19 protein-coding genes are annotated in these 19,353 nt (G+C 60.3%); 9 read left to right on the forward strand and 10 right to left on the reverse strand.

The window, feature by feature from the left end:
• Nucleotides 1-4 precede the first annotated feature (4 nt).
• From QA644_RS26005 to mmsB, 6 genes are read left to right on the forward strand one after another with little or no spacing between them, the layout of a single operon-like run.
• Entirely contained in the window at nt 5-787 is a 783-nt protein-coding gene (locus tag QA644_RS26005) for an ABC transporter ATP-binding protein (RefSeq protein WP_194731279.1), read from the forward strand.
• On the forward strand, nt 787-1,488 hold the full coding sequence (locus tag QA644_RS26010; protein WP_194731278.1) for an ABC transporter ATP-binding protein: 702 nt from the start codon (nt 787-789) through the stop codon (nt 1,486-1,488). Before QA644_RS26005 ends, QA644_RS26010 begins: the two co-directional genes overlap by 1 nt.
• 4 nt (nt 1,489-1,492) lie before the next feature.
• Nucleotides 1,493-2,380 (forward strand): branched-chain amino acid ABC transporter permease, encoded by an 888-nt coding sequence (locus QA644_RS26015; RefSeq protein WP_022717889.1) that lies wholly within the window; start codon nt 1,493-1,495, stop codon nt 2,378-2,380.
• A 1-nt stretch (nt 2,381) separates the two neighbouring features.
• Nucleotides 2,382-3,371, forward strand: coding sequence for a branched-chain amino acid ABC transporter permease (locus QA644_RS26020; RefSeq protein WP_283073844.1), 990 nt, complete (start codon nt 2,382-2,384; stop codon nt 3,369-3,371).
• A 17-nt stretch (nt 3,372-3,388) separates the two neighbouring features.
• Complete coding sequence (locus QA644_RS26025; protein WP_283073845.1) at nt 3,389-4,984, forward strand: GMC family oxidoreductase N-terminal domain-containing protein; 1,596 nt, start codon at nt 3,389-3,391, stop codon at nt 4,982-4,984.
• 9 nt (nt 4,985-4,993) lie between these two features.
• Nucleotides 4,994-5,875, forward strand: coding sequence for a 3-hydroxyisobutyrate dehydrogenase (gene mmsB / locus QA644_RS26030; protein WP_194731952.1), 882 nt, complete (start codon nt 4,994-4,996; stop codon nt 5,873-5,875).
• Here mmsB and QA644_RS26035 read toward each other — a convergent pair whose 3' ends face one another.
• From QA644_RS26035 to QA644_RS26070, 8 genes are all read right to left on the reverse strand, one after another.
• Nucleotides 5,876-6,643: a fumarylacetoacetate hydrolase family protein gene (locus tag QA644_RS26035; RefSeq protein WP_283073846.1), complete on the reverse strand. Its 768-nt coding sequence runs from the start codon at nt 6,641-6,643 to the stop codon at nt 5,876-5,878.
• Nucleotides 6,644-6,725: 82 nt separating this feature from the next.
• Nucleotides 6,726-8,108, reverse strand: coding sequence for an FGGY-family carbohydrate kinase (locus QA644_RS26040; RefSeq protein ID WP_283073847.1), 1,383 nt, complete (start codon nt 8,106-8,108; stop codon nt 6,726-6,728).
• On the reverse strand, nt 8,105-8,425 hold the full coding sequence (gene rhaM / locus QA644_RS26045; RefSeq protein WP_074071736.1) for an L-rhamnose mutarotase: 321 nt from the start codon (nt 8,423-8,425) through the stop codon (nt 8,105-8,107). Before rhaM ends, QA644_RS26040 begins: the two co-directional genes overlap by 4 nt.
• A complete protein-coding gene (locus QA644_RS26050) occupies nt 8,422-9,432 on the reverse strand; it encodes an ABC transporter permease (protein ID WP_194731273.1) in 1,011 nt (336 codons plus the stop codon). Before QA644_RS26050 ends, rhaM begins: the two co-directional genes overlap by 4 nt.
• On the reverse strand, nt 9,429-10,430 hold the full coding sequence (locus QA644_RS26055) for an ABC transporter permease (protein WP_074071738.1): 1,002 nt from the start codon (nt 10,428-10,430) through the stop codon (nt 9,429-9,431). Before QA644_RS26055 ends, QA644_RS26050 begins: the two co-directional genes overlap by 4 nt.
• Before the next feature lie 9 nt (nt 10,431-10,439).
• The gene (locus QA644_RS26060) at nt 10,440-11,975 is read right to left on the reverse strand and encodes a sugar ABC transporter ATP-binding protein (RefSeq protein ID WP_283073848.1); all 1,536 of its coding nucleotides are present in this window, start codon (nt 11,973-11,975) and stop codon (nt 10,440-10,442) included.
• A gap of 74 nt (nt 11,976-12,049) precedes the next feature.
• The gene (rhaS, locus tag QA644_RS26065) at nt 12,050-13,045 is read right to left on the reverse strand and encodes a rhamnose ABC transporter substrate-binding protein (protein WP_074071739.1); all 996 of its coding nucleotides are present in this window, start codon (nt 13,043-13,045) and stop codon (nt 12,050-12,052) included.
• A gap of 51 nt (nt 13,046-13,096) precedes the next feature.
• Nucleotides 13,097-13,909: a DeoR/GlpR family DNA-binding transcription regulator gene (locus tag QA644_RS26070; protein WP_283073849.1), complete on the reverse strand. Its 813-nt coding sequence runs from the start codon at nt 13,907-13,909 to the stop codon at nt 13,097-13,099.
• Nucleotides 13,910-14,106: 197 nt separating this feature from the next.
• Between QA644_RS26070 and QA644_RS26075 the strand changes: the two genes are divergently transcribed.
• On the forward strand, nt 14,107-16,203 hold the full coding sequence (locus tag QA644_RS26075; RefSeq protein ID WP_283073850.1) for a bifunctional rhamnulose-1-phosphate aldolase/short-chain dehydrogenase: 2,097 nt from the start codon (nt 14,107-14,109) through the stop codon (nt 16,201-16,203).
• Between the two features lie 4 nt (nt 16,204-16,207).
• Here QA644_RS26075 and QA644_RS26080 read toward each other — a convergent pair whose 3' ends face one another.
• Complete coding sequence (locus QA644_RS26080; RefSeq protein ID WP_074064766.1) at nt 16,208-16,366, reverse strand: YqaE/Pmp3 family membrane protein; 159 nt, start codon at nt 16,364-16,366, stop codon at nt 16,208-16,210.
• Between the two features lie 79 nt (nt 16,367-16,445).
• Between QA644_RS26080 and rhaI the strand changes: the two genes are divergently transcribed.
• On the forward strand, nt 16,446-17,738 hold the full coding sequence (rhaI, locus tag QA644_RS26085) for an L-rhamnose catabolism isomerase (protein WP_283073851.1): 1,293 nt from the start codon (nt 16,446-16,448) through the stop codon (nt 17,736-17,738).
• A gap of 51 nt (nt 17,739-17,789) precedes the next feature.
• On the opposite strand, the gene QA644_RS26090 is transcribed toward rhaI, so the two are convergent.
• A complete protein-coding gene (locus QA644_RS26090; RefSeq protein WP_239600876.1) occupies nt 17,790-18,248 on the reverse strand; it encodes a carboxymuconolactone decarboxylase family protein in 459 nt (152 codons plus the stop codon).
• A gap of 113 nt (nt 18,249-18,361) precedes the next feature.
• Between QA644_RS26090 and QA644_RS26095 the strand changes: the two genes are divergently transcribed.
• Nucleotides 18,362-19,237, forward strand: a complete 876-nt coding sequence (locus tag QA644_RS26095; RefSeq protein ID WP_283073852.1) for a sigma-70 family RNA polymerase sigma factor — start codon at nt 18,362-18,364, stop codon at nt 19,235-19,237.
• The last annotated feature ends 116 nt before the right edge of the window (nt 19,238-19,353 follow it).

Below are 19,353 nucleotides of genomic sequence, written 5' to 3' on the forward strand. Positions count from 1 at the left end.
GCCCATGGCGGTTCCCGCAACAGAGACGAATGCAACGCCGCGGGTGGTACTCTCCGCCCGCGGCCTTCGCCGGGATTTCGGCGGCTTCACGGCCGTCAAGAATGTCGATCTCGACGTACACGATGCAAGCGTCCATGCCCTCATCGGACCGAATGGCGCGGGCAAGACGACGGTTTTCAACCTGCTGACCAAGTTCCTGCAGCCGACGCACGGCACGATCACGCTGATGGGGACGGATATCACCAGGACACCGCCGGACAAGGTGGCGCGCATGGGGCTGGTGCGTTCCTTCCAGATTTCGGCGGTCTTCCCGCACCTGTCGGTCCTCGACAATGTGCGCGTCGCCCTGCAGCGACCGAACAATCTCTCCACCCAGTTCTGGCGGCCGGTGTCTGCGCTCGATCGCCTGAACGACCGCGCCGAACAATTGCTGGCAAGCGTCGGCCTTTCCAAGGAGCGCGACCATATCGCCGCCGATCTTTCCTACGGCCGCAAGCGCGTACTGGAGATCGCCACGACGCTTGCGCTCGATCCGAAGGTTCTGCTTCTCGACGAGCCGATGGCCGGCATGGGGCAGGAGGACGTCAGCGTCGTTTCCGCCATTATCCGCGAGGTTGCTCGCGTCCGGGCGGTACTGATGGTCGAGCACAATCTCTCCGTGGTTGCCAATATCTGCCAGCAGGTGACTGTACTTCAGCGTGGCGAGATCCTCGCAGAGGGCGATTACGCCACCGTCAGCCAGGATCCGCGCGTCCGTGAGGCCTATATGGGCACGGAGGAAGGTTGATGGTTGCCCTGCTGGAAGTTCGGGGCCTCAATGCCTGGTACGGCGAAAGCCATATCCTGCACGGCGTCGACATGCGCGTTGGCGAAGGTGAAACGATTACTATCCTCGGCCGCAACGGCGTCGGCAAGACAACGACGCTTCGCACGATCACCGGCATAGTCCGGGCCCGCAAGGGCAAGATCAGCTTTGACGGAGCGGATATGATGCAGGTGCCGCTGCACAAGACCGCACACAAGGGCATCGGCTTCGTGCCCGAGGAGCGCGGCATCTTTTCGACACTGAGCGTGTCGGAAAACCTGCTCTTGCCGCCGGTCGTTGCCGAAGGCGGCATGAGCCTCGACGAGATCTACGAACTTTTTCCGAACCTCTACGAGCGCCGCGCGAGCGCCGGGACCAAGCTTTCCGGTGGCGAGCAGCAGATGCTGGCGATCGCTCGTGTCTTGCGCACCGGTGTCAAGATGCTGCTGCTCGACGAACCGACGGAGGGTCTTGCGCCCGTCATCGTCCAACGTATCGGTGAGGTCCTGAGGAAGCTGAAGGAGCGCGGCATGACCATACTCCTCGTCGAACAGAATTTCCGCTTTGCAAGCCGCATTGCAGACCGCTTCTATCTGATGGACCATGGCCAGATGGTGTCCGAGTTCCCGGTCGGCGAATTGCCGCAGCGGATGGATACGCTGCACAGGGTGCTGGGAGTCTGATGCCATGACGATGATATTCGGCATTCCCGTTCAGGCACTACTCGGCCAGTTGCTGATCGGCCTCATCAACGGCTCTTTCTACGCGCTTTTGAGCCTTGGCCTGGCAATCATATTCGGCCTGTTGCGCGTCATCAATTTTGCGCATGGCGCGCAGTACATGCTCGGCGCCTTCGTTGCCTATCTGATGCTCGCCTATGGCGGCATCGGCTACTGGCCCGCGCTTGTTCTTGCCCCGCTTGCAGTCGGCCTTTTCGGCGCCGTCGTGGAACGGCTCTTCTTGCGGCGGCTCTATGATCTCGATCCACTCTACGGATTGCTCTTCACGTTCGGCATGGCGCTCGCGATCGAAGGGACCTTCCGCTATTTGTACGGGTCTTCCGGCCAGCCCTATGCCACGCCGTCAGCCCTTGCCGGTGGTACCAACCTCGGTTTCATGTTCCTGCCGATCTATCGCGGCTGGGTGGTCGTCATGTCGCTGGTGGTCTGCATCGGCACGTGGCTTCTCATCGAGAAGACCAAGCTTGGAGCCTATCTTCGGGCGGCGACGGAAAATGCCGTGCTTGTGCAGGTCTTCGGCGTCAACGTGCCGGTCCTCTTGACGCTGACCTATGCGTTGGGTGCCGGTCTTGCAGCCTTTGCCGGCGTACTGGCTGCACCTATCTACCAGGTCTCGCCGTTGATGGGGTCTAACATCATTATTGTCGTCTTCGCCGTTGTCGTGGTTGGCGGCATGGGTTCGATCATGGGGGCGATCGTCACCGGCTACGTTCTGGGCGTTGCGGAGGGGCTAACCAAGGTTTTCTATCCGGAAGCGTCGAACATCGTGATCTTCGTGATCATGGCGATCGTGCTTCTCGTCAGGCCCGCGGGCCTCTTCGGCCGGGATGCGTAAGATGACGGACATCACCGAAACCATTCGTGCAGAAAAGAGCCGCACCGCACTGTCGGTACAGGCCGGCTTCCTGATTATCGGTCTTTTGCTCCTGCTGCTCGCGCCGTTTTTCTTCTACCCGATCTTCCTGATGAAGCTGCTGTGCTTTGCGCTCTTTGCCTGCGCGTTCAACCTGCTGCTCGGCTATACCGGGCTGCTTTCCTTCGGGCATGCGACCTTCTTTGGCGGGGCGGCCTATTTCACTGCCTACACCGTCAAGGCATGGGGGGTGCCGCCGGAACTCGGCATCCTGATCGGCGTTGCGGGTGCTGCACTCCTCGGCCTCGTCATGGGCTATCTCGCCATTCGCCGTCAGGGCATCTATTTCGCGATGATCACGCTTGCGCTTTCGCAGATGTTTTTCTTCTTCTGCCTGCAGGCGGAATTCACCGAAGGCGAGGACGGCATCCAGTCCGTTCCTAGGGGGTATCTCTTCGGCCTCATCGATTTGAATAGTTCGACCAGCATGTACTACTTCGTCCTGGCGGTCTTCGTCATCGGCATGCTTTTGATCTGGCGTTTCATCCATTCGCCCTTCGGCATGATCCTGAAATCGATCCGGGAAAACGAGAACCGAGCGATCTCGCTCGGCTATTCGGTGGCGCGTTACAAGCTCGGCGCCTTCGTGATGTCGGCAGCCCTCGCCGGGCTGGCGGGAGCCTTGAAGTCGCTGGTCTTCCAGTTCGCAACGCTGACGGACGTCGCCTGGCAGATGTCGGGCGAGGTGATCTTGATGACGCTTCTCGGCGGCATCGGTACGCTGATTGGTCCGATCTTCGGGGCGGGGCTTGTCGTGACACTGCAGAACTATCTCGCGACATCGGAATTTCCCGTTACGATCATCACCGGCGTCGTTTTCATGATCTGCGTGCTGATCTTCCGTCGCGGGATCGTCGGAGAATTCTACGCCTCGTGGATCGGCCGGAAACTGGGCTTCGTGTATCGCCGTTGAGCGGCCGGTGACATCAGATGGATCGCTACGACTATATCATCATCGGCGCTGGCAGTGCGGGCTGTGTGCTGGCGAACCGCCTATCCGAAGACCGCAATAACCGCGTGCTACTGCTGGAAGCCGGCGGCAGCGACAACTACCACTGGATACACATACCGGTCGGCTATCTCTACTGCATCAACAATCCGCGCACCGACTGGTGCTATACCACCGCGCCCGAGGAACGGCTGAACGGTCGGGCTCTGGGCTACCCTCGCGGCAAGGTGCTCGGCGGCTGCTCTTCGATCAACGGCATGATCTACATGCGCGGCCAGGCGCGCGACTACGACCTTTGGCGGCAGATGGGATGCAGCGGCTGGAGCTGGAGCGATATTGTGCCCTTCTTCCGCAGATCGGAGGATCATTACCGCGGCGCGGACGAGATGCATGGTGCCGGTGGCGAATGGCGCGTGGAGAAAGCGCGGGTGCGCTGGGCCGTGCTCGACGCCTTCCAGCAGGCGGCACGGGAAGCCGGCATTCCGATTACGGAGGATTTCAACCGCGGCAGCAACGAAGGCTCCGGCTATTTCGACGTCAACCAGCGCTCCGGTATTCGTTGGAACACTGCAAAGGCCTTCCTCCGGCCGGCTATGAAGCGCCCCAATCTGACTGTTCTGATGAAGGCGCAGGTGCGGCGCCTTCTGGTGGAGGAGGGTGCCATTTCCGGCGTCGAGTTCCAGCACGACGGCGCGGCAAAGCGCGCATATGCGGCCAAAGAGACGGTCCTTTCTGCCGGTTCCATCGGCTCGCCGCATATCCTGGAACTCTCCGGCATCGGTCGCGGCGATGTGCTGAACAATGCCGGCGTCGACGTCGTTACCGAGGTCAAGGGGGTGGGCGAGAACCTGCAGGACCATCTGCAGCTTCGCCTCGCCTATAAGGTCACCGGCGTGCCGACGCTGAACGAGAAGGCGACAAAGTTGATCGGCAAGGCGGCGATCGGGCTCGAATACCTGATCCGCCGTTCCGGGCCGATGGCCATGGCACCGAGCCAGCTTGGCATCTTCACGCGCTCGGGGCCAGACAAGGAAACACCCGACCTGCAGTATCACGTACAGCCGGTCTCGCTCGACAAGTTCGGCGATCCGGTGCACGCCTTTCCGGCAATCACCGCAAGCGTCTGCAATCTCCGGCCGGAAAGCCGCGGCTCCGTGCATCTTGCGAGCCCGGATTTTGCAACGCAGCCGACGATTGCTCCGAAATACCTCTCGACGGAGCGTGATCGCGACATAGCTGTTCGATCGATAAGGCTGACACGGCGGATCGTTTCACAGCCGTCCTTTGCGCGCTTTCAGCCGGAGGAGTTCAAGCCCGGTCCTTCCTATCAGACGGAGGCCGATCTGGAGCGGGCGGCGGGCGACATCGGCACGACGATCTTCCATCCGGTCGGAACCTGCCGGATGGGCGCAGACAAAGACAGCGTCGTTGATCCGCGGCTGAAGCTGCGCGCGCTCGCCAAGCTCAGGATCGCGGATGCCTCCATTATGCCGTCGATCACGTCAGGCAATACGAATTCGCCAACGATCATGATCGCCGAAAAGGCGGCCGCGATGATCCTCGAAGATAACAGATAGGAGGCCATGATGACACGGATCGCATTTATCGGGCTTGGCAACATGGGCGGGCCGATGGCGGCCAATCTCGTCAAGGCCGGGCATGAGGTGACGGGCTTCGATCTCGCCGCGCCGGTTCTCAAGGCGGCAGAGGAAACCGGCGTGAAACCTGCGAGCCACGTGAGCCAGGCGGTGGCCGGTGCCGAGACCGTCGTCACGATGCTGCCGCAAGGTAAACACGTGCTGACGGCCTGGCCGGACATTCTCGCTTCCATTCCCGCCGGAACGCTGGTGATCGACTGCTCGACCATCGACGTCGAAAGCGCGCGCAAGGCCCATGCGATGGCCAAGGCAGCAGGTTGCCTTTCGCTCGACGCCCCCGTCTCCGGCGGAACCGGCGGGGCTGCGGCGGGAACGCTGACTTTCATGGCGGGTGGTTCGCAAGAGAGTTTCGCCAAGGCCAAGCCGATCCTTGAAGCCATGGGCAAGAAGATCGTTCACTGTGGCGAAGCGGGCGCTGGGCAGGCGGCCAAGATCTGCAACAATATGATCCTCGGGATTTCGATGATCGGCGTCTGCGAGGCTTTCGTGCTGGCTGAAAAACTCGGCCTTTCACACCAAGCGCTTTTTGATGTTGCATCCACATCGTCCGGCCAGTGCTGGTCCATCAATACCTATTGCCCGGTGCCGGGACCGGTTCCGACCTCGCCGGCGAACAATGCCTATAAGCCGGGCTTTGCCGCTGCCTTGATGCTGAAGGATCTGCGCCTTTCGCAGGAGGCGGCACTTTTGAGCGGCGCATCGACTCCGCTTGGTGCCGAAGCCGCGCAGCTTTACGCGCTCTTCGAAAAGCAGGGCAATGGCGGAAGGGACTTTTCCGCCATCATCGAGATGTTTCGCAGCAATGTCTGATTATTTCGCGACGAGCGAAAGATGAAGCTTGCTGGTCTCGCCGAGAAGGATGTCGATCTCGCCCGGCGAACTAAGTTCGATCGCGCCACAGAGGGTACCCGTCGTAATCAGCGCGCCTGCTTTCAGCGAGCTTTCCGGCCGCAACCTGTCATTGGCGTAGCCGACAAGCCAGGTGAGCACGTCTCCCTTCGGATGCTGCGCCGGGGCATCGTAGACCGGCTGGCCATTGAAGGTGACTTTCAGCGGCGTTCCGGTCGCTGTGTCGATTAGTGTTTTCGGCACGGGCGGACCAAGCACATAGCCGCTATTGCCGAGGCGATCGGCAAGGAAAAGCAAAAAGGAAGCCCTGCCGCTTTCCTGAATGGCGGAAACCAGGAGTTCTGCGCCGAGATGGACGGTCGCGACTGCATCGGCGACTTCGGCCCGGCTGTAGCCGCTATCGCGGATCGGCAGATCCGTGCCGAGCCGAATGGCAATCTCCGCTTCAAATTTCATGCCCTCCGCCCAGAGAATTTCGGCGCCGGAAAGGGCTTCGATATAGGGATGAAGCGGCGCAGCCACAGCCTGGTCATCCGGCGAGGTCGCCACTTTCCACGCATTGCTGGTAATGCCTTGCTCGGCGGCAAGGAAATTCTGCGCGTCCATGGCGTGGCGGAGGTCGGTCGGAAGTGCGAAATCGGCAGTCGGCAGCTGCTTGCCCGCGTTGTGGAGGCTGCAAAGCCGCGCGGCAAGGGCACGCGGATCGAAGGCCGCGTTTGAATCCGTCATGATATTTCCTCCGCTTGATTTTGAACGACCCGACATTAGCTGCCGGCATAAGATGAGGTAAAGAGCACGGATGGAAAGACCGTTATTCCATCGCTGCGTGCCAGGCGCAGCGATAGTCTTTGAGACCGGTGATCCCGGCCGGCGTGAAACGTCTTTCCGGACCGGGCGCGGGTCTGATACCGGTAAGCAGTGCGGCGCCCTGGCTGGTGCCGGTCGAGCCGGGCAGCGCGATCACGTCCCGTTCCATCAATGCCGCGAGAACCTTGAGATACGTCTCGTTCAGCGCGAACGGCCCTTCGACGATGACAGGCCCATTGGCGCCGATCAGAGCGAGGCAGGCCTCGGTCATCAAAGCGAGGTAGAGGCACATGGCGGCGTAGCGTTGCGCAGGGCTTGCGCCATCGGCATTCAGCCAGTGCCTTTTGCGGTCGGGAAAGGGGCCCGAGCCGGGGGCCACGTTCGGCAGCAGCATTAGGTTTCCTGCAACGACCGGGCCGAGAGCTGCCGCAACGTCTTTAAGCGGAACATTGCCGATTTCTGCGGAAAGAATTTCGAACTCGCGGCCGCCCATGAAGCGGGAGGACGGCACCGCCCGGCCATAGGCATCGACATTGGCGAGCGCATCGCGCTTCGGGTCGAGATGGGTGAGATCGCCGCCGACGCCGAAATTTACAACCCATGTGCCGGTCGAGACAACCGTAAAGGGCGCCCTCTGCGCAACGAGATGCGGTAGCAGCGAGGCGTTGGAATCATGGATGCCGCAATAGACCGGGATCTCTGTGGCCAGGCCGATCTCGGCGGCTATGTCCGGCAGGACGGGGCCGAGTGCGTCGAAAGCCGAGCGGATCGGCGCCATGAGATTGCGAATGCCGAGCCGATCGACAAGCGAGGAATATTCGCCTGTTTTTGGGTTCCAGAGATCTGTGTGGCAGCCGAGCGAGGTCAGTTCGTTAGCTGTAACGCCCGTCAGCCGTGCCGCCCAATATTGCGGATAGGTGACGATCGTTGCCACCTTCGCGAATTCCTCCGTAAAGGCCGTCTTCTGATAATGAAGCTGGGCGCCGACATTCAGCCCCATCGACTGGCGCGGTGAATAAGTCTCCTCGAAGGGAGGGCGCAGCGCCGTATAGGCGTCTCGGATCTCTTGCGGATATTCATGTTCGTAATCGAGAACCGGCATCGCAAGCTTGCCGTCTGCGCTGAGCAGTGCTGCGGACGCGCCATGGGTCGTGATCGAAATCGCATCGAAACCCGGCTTTGCCGCGAAAGACTTCAGCGCATCGACCGCAAAACCCCAAAGGCTCTCGATATCATAGCGCGGATAGATGCCGGACCGGATGACTGTGTTCGCCGTCTTTGCGGCTGCGATTTCCGTGCCGGTTTGGCTGTCGAGCACGACAACTTTTGCATTCGTCTTGCCGATATCGAGAACGGCGATACGGCGGTAGCCGGGCGGTTTGCTCATGGCATGTGGAAGACGGTGACGAGGTCGCTCTGGAGGGGTGAATTGTCCGGATTTGTTTCCATGATGTCGGCCATATGGCTCCACCACCTTTTCATGAGGGGATGCTCCGGCAGGCTCGCCATCGTGTGATCTTTTGGCCGCGTCAGCACGCCGAAGAGCGTGTTCGTCTCGCGGTCGAGATGGATCGAATAGTCGCTCGCGCCGGACTTGTGCAGCAGCTCGACGAGCTCCGGCCAGATCTCGTCGTGCCGCTTCCTGTACTCGGCTTCCATGCCTGGATTGAGCTTCATCTTGAAGGCGTGTTTTTCAACGGTCATTTGGAACTCATGGCTTTGATACGTCGGGCGACAATCGGAATGGCAATGGTGATGATAAGCAGCAGGCCGATGAAGATCGACATGACGATGCCCGGAACGTTGAGCAGGCCGAGGCCGAAGGTAACGAGACCCATGACGAAGGCTGCGATGACGACGCCGCCGATCGTGCCCGAGCCGCCAAGGATCGAGACGCCGCCGAGCACGACCATGGTGACGACTTCGAGCTCCCAGCCCTGCGCAATCGAGGGACGGGTGGAGCCAAGGCGCGAGGTGAGGCACACCGCTGCAATGCCGCTCATGACACCAGTCAGCATGAAAAGGATGAATTTCACGCGTTCGACCGGAATCCCGGAGAAGCGGGCGGCAAAATCGTTATTGCCGATCGTATAGACCTGGCGGCCAAAGTTCGTGGCGTGCAGCAGGATGGCGAAGAGGATCGCCAGCACGAAGAACAGCACGAATTCGAAGGAAAAGATCCAGACGACATAGCCCTGGCCGAAGTAGGCGAAATCGGCGGGATATTTGCCGTAAGCCTGGTCCCCCAGCACGATATAGGAGATGCCGCGGAAGAGGCTCATCGTGCCGATGGTGACGACGATCGACGGCAGTTTCAGCATGGAGACGAGGACGCCGTTGAAAACCCCGCAAACCAACCCCGTGCCGATGCCGATCAGCACGAGGCCCGGTGTCGCGATGCCGGCCTGTGCGGCCGCCCCCATGGCCGTCGATGCAAGCGCGATGATGGCTGCAACCGAAAGATCGATCTCGCCTGCGATCACAAGCAGCGCCATGGCAAAGGCGATCATCGCTTTTTCGGTGAAATTGAAGGTTGCGTCCGAGAGGTTCCATGCATTCAGGAAGTAGGGCGATGCCATGGAATTGAAGACGAAGATCAAGATGGCAACGCCGAAAAGCAGCACTTCCCAGCTGGCCATGATGCGGCGGAACGGTGTGCCGAGACGATCGGGAATGACGCGCTTTTCGGTTGGGGCGGAAAAGGTGCTCATGGGACGACCTCGGCTGGAGTTTCTGCAGCTGCCTTGTCGCGCAGGATGATACGGCCGCGACTGCGCTCGCGCCGGGCATTGAAGACGACGGCAAGGATGATGACGGTGCCTGAGATCGCCATCTGTGTGAAGGGCGAGATGCCGATGACGGGAAGCGCATTCTTGATGACGCCGAGGAAGAGTGCGCCGAGCACCGTGCCGATGACTGACCCGACACCGCCGGCGATCGAGATGCCGCCGATGACGCAGGCGGCGACGCTGTCGAGCTCGAAGCCGCTGGCGATATCGACATAGGCGACCGCGTAACGCGAGACCCACAGGTAGCTTGCAAGGCCGGCGAGCGCACCGGACAGCACGAAGGCCAGGAATTTCGTCCAACCGGTATCGATTCCCGCATAGACGGCCGCCATCGGGTTGCCGCCAGTCGCATAGGCCGATCTGCCGAACTGGGTATATTTCAGCAGAATATACATCAAGAGCACGATTGCGATCCCGACCCAGCTCAGAACCGGCAGGCCGAGGATCGGCGTGCGGGGCACGGAAAGGAAGGTCGGTGTCATCTGATGGGCGTTCACCCAGGCACCGCCGGAGAGCACGAAGGCCATGCCGCGATAGATGGTCAGCGTCCCGAGCGTGACGACGATCGGGGGGATTTCAAGGGCCCAGACAAGAAAGCCGTTGATCGCACCAAGGCAGGCGCCGATCGCAATCGCTGCAATGATCAGGACGACCAGCGGCAGATCGGGAAAGGCGGCATTCATCATCGCGATTGCCATGCCGGTGAAGGCGAGATTGGCGGCGACCGAAAGGTCAATCGACTTCGTTAGGATAACGGTCATCTGCGCGAGCGCCAGGATGATAAGAATCGAGGTATCGTTGAAGATGCCGGCGAGGTTTGAGGGCGTCGCAAAATCTGCAGCGCGCGCCGAAAAGACCGCGATCATCAAGACGATGATGAGGAAAAGCAGGGTTTCGCGCTTTCTGATCAGTCGTTCCATTCCATCACCTCATGCATTTCCGGTCGCTGCGCGCACCAGTGTCTCTGGCGAAAGCTCCGCGCGCTCAAACAGACCGGCCGACAACCCTTCCTTCATCACCAGGACACGGTCCGACATGCCGATGATTTCCGGCAGTTCAGAGGAGATCATGATGATCGAGAGCCCTTCGGCGGCAAGCTCGCTGATGAAGCCGTGGACCGCCGCCTTGGAACCGATATCGATGCCCTTGGTCGGCTCGTCGAGGATGATGACCTTGGGCTGCGTCGCCAGCCATTTTCCGATGACGACTTTCTGCTGGTTGCCGCCAGACAGCGTGCCGACGGGGACGGACAGTGCGGCTGCGCGAAGGTCCAGCCGCTCGGCGTATCTACGGGCGAGCGCAAATTCGTTGGCCGCCTTCAGGAAGCCCTTGCGCGAGGTGCGCGTCAGTGAAGGCAGCGTCATGTTTTGATAGATCGGCATCGGCAGCGCCAGGCCGTGGCGGCCGCGCTCTTCCGGCACATAGACGATGCCGGCACGGATGGCGTCGAGCGGCGATGCCATCGAAATTTTCTTGCCGTCGAGCATCAGCCTGCCGGAGAGCGGCTTGGTGATGCCGAAAAGCGACTGGCAGAGTTCCGAGCGCCCAGCGCCGATCAGGCCATAGACGCCGAGGATTTCACCCTTGCGAAGCGTGAAGGAAATATCGCGGAATTCCGTTCGGTGACAGTAATCCTGGACTTCGAGAACGGGGCCGCCGATCTCTACCAGGGCTTTCGGAAACACGTTCTCGACATCGCGGCCGACCATGAGCTTCACGATCGCGTCCTGCGGCGTTTCCTTCAGCCTGCCGTTTCCGACGGCGCGGCCGTCGCGGAAGACGACGAAGTTGTCGGCGATCTCGTAAAGTTCGTCGAACTTGTGGCTTATGAAAAGGATCGCCTTGCCCTTTTCCTTCAGGCCCTGAACGATGCGGAAGAGATCGTCGATCTCCTTGCGCGAAAGGGCAGCTGTCGGCTCATCCATGATGACGATGCGGGCCTCGATCGAAAGCGCGCGGGCAATTGCCACCAGATGACGCTGTGCGATCGAGAGGTCCTTCAGCCGGATTGTCGGATCGATATTGCTTTCGAGTGAGGTCAACAGCTCTTTCGAGCGGCTGTTCATCGCCTTCCAGTCGATGGTGCGGAATTTTGTGCGCGGCGCATGGCCGAGGAAGATGTTTTCGGCAACTGTCAATTCGTCGAAGAGGACAGTTTCCTGATGGATGGCCGTGACGCCCGCATCGATTGCGGCCTGCGCGCTGGCGAAGGTGACGGGCTGGCCGTCGACGATGATTTCGCCTTCGTTCGGCCTGTAGATGCCGGTCAGGATCTTAACGAGAGTGGATTTGCCTGCGCCGTTTTCGCCGATCAGCGCGGTCACCTTGCCGGGATAGAGTGCGATGCTGACCTTATCGAGCGCCTTTACGCCGGGAAAGATCTGCGAAATGCCCTGCATTTCGAGGATGGCGGGCGCATCTGCGGTCTTGCGGTCCGTGACGGGTTGTTGAAGGGCAGTGTTCATCAGCGCTTTACCGGTGTCGAATGAGAAATCCCGGCGGCCCCAAAGCCGCCGGGCTTTATGCATGACAGTTCAGATCAGAAGACCTTGGAGAACTGGTCAATGTTCGAGGCGTTGTAGACGAACGGATCTGCCATCGCGGCCTCGCCATTTTCGCCAACCTTGATCTTGCCCATGCGGCCGGCTTCGATTTCGCTGCCTGGCTTGCCGTCCGAGTCACCCTTGACGAGGTGATAGGCGATCTGCGTTGCCGAATAGCCGAGGTCGATCGGGTTCCAGATGGCGAATTCTTTCGTCGCGCCTGACTTGATCGCACCGGCCATTTCGGACGGCAGGCCGAGACCCGTGACATAGACCTTGCCGACAAGGCCCTTGTCCTCGACGACCTTGGAGGCAGCCAGGACGCCGACCGTCGTCGGAGCGACGATGACCTTGACGTTCGGGTTGGACTTCAAGAGGCCTTCCGCTTCACGATAGGATTTGTCCGAAAGGTCGTCGCCGTAGACGGTGGTGACGAGGTTGAGGCCCGGGAAGTCCTTGAGCTGCTTCTTCATCTCCCCGATCCAGATGTTCTGGTTCGTCGCGGTCGAAGTAGCGGAGAGGATTGCGAAGTCACCCTTGCCGCCTTCGAGGTGATCCTTGGCGAGCGTCAAGCACATCTTGCCGATCAGCTCGTTGGACGATGGATTGAGTTGCAGGATGCGACCTTCAGGCGCAACACCGGAATCCCAGGAGACGACCTTGATGCCGCGCTGGGCCGCCTTCTTCAGGGCTGGGACGACGGCATCCGGGTCGTTCGCGGAGATCGCGATGGCATCAACACCCTGCGCGATCAGCGAGTTGATGACTTCGATCTGGCCTTCTGCCGTCGGCGCCGTCGGGCCGGTATAGATCACTTCGACGCCACCGAGCTCCTTGGCGGCTTCCTGGGCGCCCTTGTTGGCCGCGTCGAAAAACCCGTTGCCGAGTGACTTGACGACGAGGCCGATCTTCATGTCGGCAGCACTGGCCGTGCCTGCCATCATGGCGACGGCGAGTGCGACGCCCACCGCGAGTTTCTTTGCGAGTTTCATGCTTTCATCCTCCCACGTTGATTGAGACTAACTACACCTGGCCGGCGCTTCTCAGGCGACCGACGAGGAATCCACCTTCACCGATTGCAGGCCAGCGCTCGCGACGACGAGCTTGATTCCTGCATCCTCGATCATCCTGGCGGAATCTTCCTGGATGCCGTCGTCGGTGATGATCGTCGAAACACGGTCGAGCGGGCACAGAATGAGGCTCGACCGACGGCGGAATTTGCTGGAATCGACCATCACGACGAGTTCGTCGGCCTGATGCATCAGCTTCTGTTCGCTTTGAATGATCTGCGCGTCGGCTTCCATGATGCCGAGCGGGCCGACGCCCTGGGCCCCGATGAAAAAGCGGCGTGCATAGAAATTGCGGATGGCGTCATTGTCGAACGGCGACAGAATGAGGCTCTGTTCACGGTAGATCACACCGCCCGGCACCGTCACCGTATTCTTGGAATGTTTTACCAGATGTTCGGCGATCGCGAACGAATTGGTCATGACCTGCATGCGGTGCGCCGACATGAAGTGTACCATCTGAAACGTCGTCGTGCCGCCATTGATGATGATCGCATCGCCCGGGTCGCACAGATCCACGGCGGCGCGCGCAATTGCGCGCTTTTTATCGATATTGACCGATTCTGAAACTCTAAAAGGACGTCCCGCAAGATTGCCGAGCTGCGGCGGATGGACGGCTTCTGCGCCGCCGCGCACGCGCCGGATCTTGCCCTGCACATGGAGAGCCGCGATGTCACGCCGGATCGTGGCCTCTGACGCTTCAGTCAGCTCAGCAATATCCTGGATCGTGACGACCGACTTTTCCTGGACAGCGCTCAGGATGATGCGATGGCGTTCGCGTTCGTGCATTTGGCTCCTCCCCTGTTCGCATTTATTTCGTATCCGTTAAAAGCTGTCAATCAAAAACGATCAAAAAATTTCATACTGCGCTGCACAATAATTGTTTTTGATCGTTTTCGATTGACAATATGCATTTTGATGAGCGATACCGTCACCGGATACAGCGTGGCTTTCGTCTGCGCATAAGGCACACAAGGGAGGATGACATGGCGGCCACCGTCCGGCTTCTTGAGAACCGTTGGGATGATTCTTACGCAGCAGGGCTCGATGAACCCGGCAAGCTGCTTTACCGCTCGAACCTCCTTGGCGCTGACAAGCGCATCACCAATTACGGCGGCGGCAATACTTCGGCAAAGGTGATGGAAACGGATCCACTGACCGGCGAGAAGGTCAAGGTTCTCTGGGTCAAGGGATCTGGCGGCGATGTCGGGACCATTAAGCTCGACGGCTTTGCGACGCTCTATCAGGACAAGCTTGATTCGCTTAAGGGTATCTATAGGGGCGTCGAAGACGAAGATCGCATGGTCGGCTTTTTGCCGCATTGCACCTTCAACCTGAATTCCCGCGCCGCCTCGATCGACACGCCGCTGCATGGATTTGTGCCCCTCACGCATGTCGACCACATGCATCCGGACGCCATCATCGCGATCGCTGCAGCCAAGAATTCCAGGGAACTGACGAAACAGGTCTTTGGCGACGAGATCGGCTGGCTGCCCTGGCGCCGTCCTGGCTTCCAGCTCGGTCTCGATCTTGAAGCGTTCGTCAAGGCGAACCCGGATGCCAAGGGTGTCGTCCTCGAAAGCCACGGCCTTTTCACCTGGGCGAACGACGCTAGGGCCTGCTACGAGCTGACGCTCGCCATTATCAACAAGGCAATCGAATGGTTCGCCCAGCAGACTGAAGGCAAGACGATCTTCGGCGGCCAGGCGACCCAAAGCCTGCCGGTGGCTGAACGCCGGGCCATCGCTGCCCGCCTTATGCCGGAAATCCGCGGGCGGATCGGCAAGCAGGAGCGCAAGCTTGGCCATTTCGATGATCAGGATGGCGTGCTCGAATTCGTCAACGCGAAGAATCTCCGCACCCTCGGCGCGCTCGGTACCAGCTGCCCGGACCACTTCCTGCGTACCAAGATCCGCCCACTGATCCTCGACTTCGACCCGGCAAAACCGGACGTAGGTCCGATCGTTGCCGGTCTCGATAAGGCGCTGGAAGACTATCGTGTCGATTACGCGCGCTATTACAATGACTGCAAACACGGCAATTCACCGGCGATGCGAGATGCCAATCCGGTCATTTTCCTCATTCCCGGCGTCGGCATGCTGTCCTTTGCCCGCGACAAGGCAACGGCCCGCATCGCGAGCGAATTTTACGTCAACGCCATCAACGTGATGCGCGGTGCGTCGACGGTCTCCGAATATCAGGGTCTGCCTGAACAGGAAGCCTTCGATATTGAATACTGGCTCTTGGAAGAGGCAAAGCTGCAGCGCATGCCGAAGCCAAAGAGCCTTGCCGGCAAGGTGGCCTTTGTCACCGGCGGAGCCGGCGGCATCGGCCGTGCGACGGCGGCCCGTCTGGTAGGAGAGGGCGCCTGCGTGGTGCTTGCCGATATCGATCAGTCGGCACTGGCGGCGACGGAAGCCGATTTCGTGAAGAAGTACGGTGCCGATGCGGTGCGTAGCGTGAAGCTCGACGTCACCAAGGAAGATGCCGTGGTCTCGTCCTTTGCCGAATCCTGCGTCGAGTTCGGCGGCATCGACATCCTCGTTTCGAACGCCGGTATTGCGTCTTCAGCACCCATCGAAACCACCGAGCTTTCGATGTGGAATAAGAATATCGATATTCTGACAACCGGCTATTTCCTGGTTTCGCGCGAAGCCTTCCGCCTGTTCCGCCGTCAGAACCTCGGCGGCAACGTGGTCTTCGTCGCCTCCAAGAACGGCCTTGCCTCCTCGCCGAATGCGGCTGCTTATTGCACGGCTAAGGCCGCCGAGATCCATTTGGCCCGTTGCCTGGCGTTGGAGGGGGCAGAAGCAGGCATTCGGGTGAACACCGTGAACCCGGATGCGGTGCTGCGCGGCTCGAAGATCTGGAACGGCGAGTGGCGCGAACAGCGCGCGGCTTCTTCGAAGATTGAAGTAGACGACCTGGAGGAACACTACCGCAAGCGCTCGATGCTGAAGCTCAACGTCCTTCCCGAAGATATCGCCGAGGCGATCTATTTCCTCGCGTCGGATCTTTCGGCGAAATCCACCGGCAACATCATCAACGTGGATGCCGGCAACGCGCAGAGCTTCCCGCGCTAGGGATCTACTTCCGGAGTATCACCCAAATGGCATGGATGATCCCGGGCAGGTAGCCGCAAAGCGTCAGTAGGATATTGAGCCAGAAATGCAGGCCGAGCCCGACCTGCAGGAAGACACCGAGTGGCGGCAGGATGATCGCGAGAAGGATGCGGATGACGTCCACTAGCGCCTCTTTGGTGGGTGAGGAATAAAGCAATAGAACGCAGAACAGGGCCCATGGTTCGTTTTTCAGGGAGGATTTGATGGCCGAGTTGAAGATTGCGCAGCATCTGATTGCCGAGGAAAATGCCAAGCGGGCGGCGGCTCTCAAGGCCGATTACGACGCGCTCGGCGCAAATCTTGGACGCCGCGGCGTTGATATCGACGCCATTACGACAAAGGTCGCAGCATTTTTCGTGGCTGTTCCTTCTTGGGGCGTCGGAACGGGTGGCACGCGCTTTGCCCGCTTTCCCGGCACCGGCGAACCGCGTGGCATCTTTGACAAGCTGGACGACTGCGCCGTCATTCATCAGCTGACGCAAGCAACGCCGACCGTTTCGCTCCACATCCCCTGGGACAAGGCAGATGCCGGCGAATTGAGGGCAAAAGGCGATGCGCTCGGTCTTAGCTTCGATGCAATGAATTCCAACACGTTCTCGGACGCGCCAGGTCAGAAGCGCTCTTATAAATATGGCTCGCTCAGCCATACGGACGCCGCGACGCGACAACAGGCCATCGAGCACAATCTGGAATGCATCGAGATCGGCAAGGCACTCGGCTCAAAGGCGCTGACGGTCTGGATCGGCGACGGCTCGAATTTCCCCGGCCAGAGCAATTTTACCAAGGCCTTCGAGCGCTATCTTGTGGCGATGGCGGAGATCTACAAGGGGCTGCCCGACGACTGGCGGCTGTTTTCCGAGCACAAGATGTACGAGCCGGCCTTCTATTCGACCATCGTGCAGGATTGGGGCACGAACTATCTGATCGCGCACACACTCGGGCCGAAAGCCCAGTGCCTCGTCGATCTCGGTCATCATGCCCCGAACACCAACATCGAGATGATCGTCGCCAGGCTGATTCAGTTTGGCAAGCTTGGTGGTTTCCACTTCAATGATTCGAAATATGGTGACGATGACCTCGATGCCGGTGCAATCGAGCCTTATCGTCTGTTCCTCGTCTTCAATGAGCTGGTCGATGCCGAGTATCGTGGGGTGAAGGGCTTCCATCCGGCTCACATGATCGATCAGTCGCATAATGTCACTGACCCGATCGAAAGCCTGATCAATAGCGCCAACGAAATCCGCCGCGCCTATGCGCAGGCGCTGATCGTCGATCGCGAGGCGCTGTCCGGCCATCAGAATGAAAATGATGCGCTGATGGCGACGGAAACGCTGAAGCGCGCGTATCGCACCGACGTCGAGCCGATCCTCGCCGAAGCGCGTCGGCGCGCCGGCGGCGCCATTGATCCGGTCGCGGCTTATCGCGCCAGCGGCTACAGGAGAAAGGTTTCCGCCGAACGTCCGGCCTCCATGGCTGGCGGCGGCGGTATCGTCTAGGCCTCCCAAGGCGCCCTGGCCGCCGCTTCAACAGCGGCGGCCAGGGGGACCTCAAGGCTTCCATTCGCCGGCGATCTGGCGCGTCGCGACGTTCAGCCGGTTCCAGACATTAATGTTGGCGATGGCGATGACGAGAGCCGCAAGGCTCTTGGTGTCGTAATGGCGTGCCGCCTCGTCCCAGATTTCGTCCGGCACCGGATCGGCGCGGTCGCTGACGCGGCTGACGGCTTCGGTCAGCGCCAGGGCCGCGCGTTCTGCCGGGCTGAAATAAGGCGTCTCACGCCAGGCGGAAACGGCAAAGAGGCGCTCGTCGGTCTCTCCGAGCCTGCGGGCAATGCGGGGATGACCGTCGACGCAGACGCCGCAGCCGTTGATCTGGCTGGCGCGCAGGTTGACGAGCTCGAGCAGCTTTTTCGAAAGGCCGCACTTTTGGGGAATATTCCCGAAAGCGAGCAGCGCCTGCATGGCTTCAGGGATGACGACGGCCGGATTTCCCATTCTCGATTGCATGTTATGTCTCCTTGCTATGTTTCAGCGACTGACGCCACCGGCCGCTTGTCTGTCACATCGGCCGGAATTCGTTCGTCATGGTGGTGACGTAACGCGATGAAGGAATGTGACCGATGGACGAGAAAAAATTTCTGGCGGACGAATTCGAGGCCAACCGCGCGCATCTGAAGACTGTCGCCTACCGCATGCTCGGCTCGCGTGCGGAGGCGGAGGATGCGGTGCAGGAGGCATGGCTCAGGCTCGGCCGCTCGGACACAAGCGAGGTCGGCAATCTCGGCGGTTGGCTGACGACGGTCGTGGCGCGCATCTGCCTCGATATGCTGCGCTCCAGGAAATCCCGGCGCGAAGAACCGCTCGATCCGCCGGTGCATGAAAAGATCGCCGATACCGCGAAGTCCGCCGACCCCGAGCGGGAGATCGTGCTGGCGGATTCCGTCGGCGTCGCGCTGCTGGTCGTGCTGGAACAGCTTGCGCCGGCAGAGCGTGTCGCCTTTGTCCTGCATGACATGTTCGATCTGCCCTTTGACGAGATTGCGCCCGTCATCGGCCGCACACCGGAAGCAACCCGCCAGCTCGCAAGCCGCGCCCGCCGTCGCGTGCAGGGGACGACCGAGGCGCCCGAGGCCGGCATCGAGCATAAGAAAGAGGTCGTCCGGGCATTCCTCGCCGCCTCGCGCGACGGTAACTTCCAGGCGTTGCTTGCTGTTCTTCATCCCGATGTTGTCTTCGCGCCTGATGCGACGGCGGCTCGTTTCGGCCATGCCGGCGCACTGCACGGCGCGCAAGCGGTTGCAACGACATTCAACGGGAGGGCGCGGGGCGCGCTGCCGGCTTTCGTAGACGGCGGCTTCGGTTTCATCGTTCGCATCCAGGATCAACTGCGCATCGTCGTCAAAATCGGTTTCGATGGCGAGAAGATCGCCACGATCGAGGCGATCGCCAATCCCGATCATATTGAGCGGATCGAATACCGCCTGTTCGACCGATAGGTCCAGCCCGGCTTACGAAGGCGCGCGCAGCAGCAGCCCTAGCGCGCCCCTCATTTCTGCGGACAGGTCCACATTCCCGGTTGACAGGACCACTATGGCCGATATTCTATTATAAA

This window comes from Rhizobium sp. CC1099 (assembly GCF_029714385.1).
In the GTDB taxonomy this organism is placed as follows: Bacteria; Pseudomonadota; Alphaproteobacteria; order Rhizobiales; family Rhizobiaceae; genus Rhizobium.

Excerpts from the sequence above, each read along its gene's own strand:
- QA644_RS26010 (WP_194731278.1), top strand. The coding sequence starts at position 787 with ATGGTTGCCCTGCTGGAAGTTCGGGGCCTCAATGCCTGGTACGGCGAA.
- mmsB (WP_194731952.1), top strand. The coding sequence starts at position 4,994 with ATGACACGGATCGCATTTATCGGGCTTGGCAACATGGGCGGGCCGATG.
- rhaI (WP_283073851.1), top strand. The coding sequence starts at position 16,446 with ATGGCCGAGTTGAAGATTGCGCAGCATCTGATTGCCGAGGAAAATGCC.
- QA644_RS26015 (WP_022717889.1), top strand. The coding sequence starts at position 1,493 with ATGACGATGATATTCGGCATTCCCGTTCAGGCACTACTCGGCCAGTTG.
- rhaS (WP_074071739.1), bottom strand. The coding sequence starts at position 13,045 with ATGAAACTCGCAAAGAAACTCGCGGTGGGCGTCGCACTCGCCGTCGCC.
- QA644_RS26040 (WP_283073847.1), bottom strand. The coding sequence starts at position 8,108 with ATGAGCAAACCGCCCGGCTACCGCCGTATCGCCGTTCTCGATATCGGC.
- QA644_RS26070 (WP_283073849.1), bottom strand. The coding sequence starts at position 13,909 with ATGCACGAACGCGAACGCCATCGCATCATCCTGAGCGCTGTCCAGGAA.
- QA644_RS26075 (WP_283073850.1), top strand. The coding sequence starts at position 14,107 with ATGGCGGCCACCGTCCGGCTTCTTGAGAACCGTTGGGATGATTCTTAC.
- QA644_RS26090 (WP_239600876.1), bottom strand. The coding sequence starts at position 18,248 with ATGCAATCGAGAATGGGAAATCCGGCCGTCGTCATCCCTGAAGCCATG.
- QA644_RS26025 (WP_283073845.1), top strand. The coding sequence starts at position 3,389 with ATGGATCGCTACGACTATATCATCATCGGCGCTGGCAGTGCGGGCTGT.
- QA644_RS26095 (WP_283073852.1), top strand. The coding sequence starts at position 18,362 with ATGGACGAGAAAAAATTTCTGGCGGACGAATTCGAGGCCAACCGCGCG.
- QA644_RS26060 (WP_283073848.1), bottom strand. The coding sequence starts at position 11,975 with ATGAACACTGCCCTTCAACAACCCGTCACGGACCGCAAGACCGCAGAT.
- rhaM (WP_074071736.1), bottom strand. The coding sequence starts at position 8,425 with ATGACCGTTGAAAAACACGCCTTCAAGATGAAGCTCAATCCAGGCATG.
- QA644_RS26055 (WP_074071738.1), bottom strand. The coding sequence starts at position 10,430 with ATGGAACGACTGATCAGAAAGCGCGAAACCCTGCTTTTCCTCATCATC.
- QA644_RS26050 (WP_194731273.1), bottom strand. The coding sequence starts at position 9,432 with ATGAGCACCTTTTCCGCCCCAACCGAAAAGCGCGTCATTCCCGATCGT.
- QA644_RS26005 (WP_194731279.1), top strand. The coding sequence starts at position 5 with ATGGCGGTTCCCGCAACAGAGACGAATGCAACGCCGCGGGTGGTACTC.
- QA644_RS26020 (WP_283073844.1), top strand. The coding sequence starts at position 2,382 with ATGACGGACATCACCGAAACCATTCGTGCAGAAAAGAGCCGCACCGCA.
- QA644_RS26035 (WP_283073846.1), bottom strand. The coding sequence starts at position 6,643 with ATGACGGATTCAAACGCGGCCTTCGATCCGCGTGCCCTTGCCGCGCGG.